Origin of the sequence: Paenilisteria riparia FSL S10-1204 (assembly GCF_000525995.1) — a bacterium.
GTDB lineage: Bacteria > Bacillota > Bacilli > Lactobacillales > Listeriaceae > Listeria_A > Listeria_A riparia.
In genome coordinates this window covers 1-916 of record NZ_AODL01000067.1, presented here as the reverse complement: position 1 = coordinate 916, position 916 = coordinate 1, and the positions used below count along the sequence as shown (strand labels likewise).

Here is a 916-nt window from a genome sequence, read left to right as displayed (position 1 = left end):
GCTTCCTAGTTTCAATACATATGTGCCTGTTGCATCAAATGTGAAACGTGCACCAAGTTTAACGCCTGTTTCGTCGTTAAATAGACGTCCTTGGGAGCCTGCTTTACCGTGCATAACCACTTGTGTATCAGTGGATTTTACTGTGTCGATAGAAAGTTTTGTGAAAACTGTGACTGTAATTGTTTTTGTTGCTACATTGCCTGCTGCATCGCTAACAGAGTAGGTTACGCTGTATGTGCCTGCTTTCGATGTATCCACGTTGTTGCTTGTTACCGTAATTTTATTTGTGATGTCACCATCTGTATCGTCGCTTGCTGTTACGCCTGCTTTTGGATCAAAGTTTGTACCTTCTTGTAGGGATAGATTGCTTGCTGTGATCACTGGTTTTGTTGTGTCTGGTGCTTTGTTTACTGTCACTGTAATTGTTTTTGTTGCCATGTTTCCTGCTGCATCGCTAACAGAGTAGGTTACGCTGTATGTGCCTGCTTTTTTCGTATCTACGTTGTTGCTTGTTATGGCAATTTTACTTGTGATGTCACCGTCTAGGTCATCGCTTGCTGTTACGCCTGCTTTTGGATCAAAGCTGTCGCCTACGGTCAATGATTGGTTGTCTGCTGTGATGACTGGTTTTGTTGCGTCTACGACTGTTGTTCTGTAAGTTGCGGTTTGATTGTATGTGTACCATACTTTGAGTTTTGTACCTGATGCTAGTGGGCTTCCTAGTTTCAATACATATGTGCCTGTTGCATCAAATGTGAAACGTGCACCAAGTTTAACGCCTGTTTCGTCGTTAAATAGACGTCCTTGGGAGCCTGCTTTACCGTGCATAACCACTTGTGTATCAGTGGATTTTACTGTGTCGATAGAAAGTTTTGTGAAAACTGTGACTGTAATTGTTTTTGTTGCTACATTGCCT

1 protein-coding gene is annotated in these 916 nt (G+C 42.2%); it reads right to left on the bottom strand.

Annotation, left to right across the window (positions count from 1 at the left end; all coding sequences use genetic code 11):
- Window positions 1–916: immunoglobulin-like domain-containing protein (locus PRIP_RS16565; RefSeq protein WP_149023869.1), on the bottom strand; the 916-nt coding region annotated here is incomplete at both ends.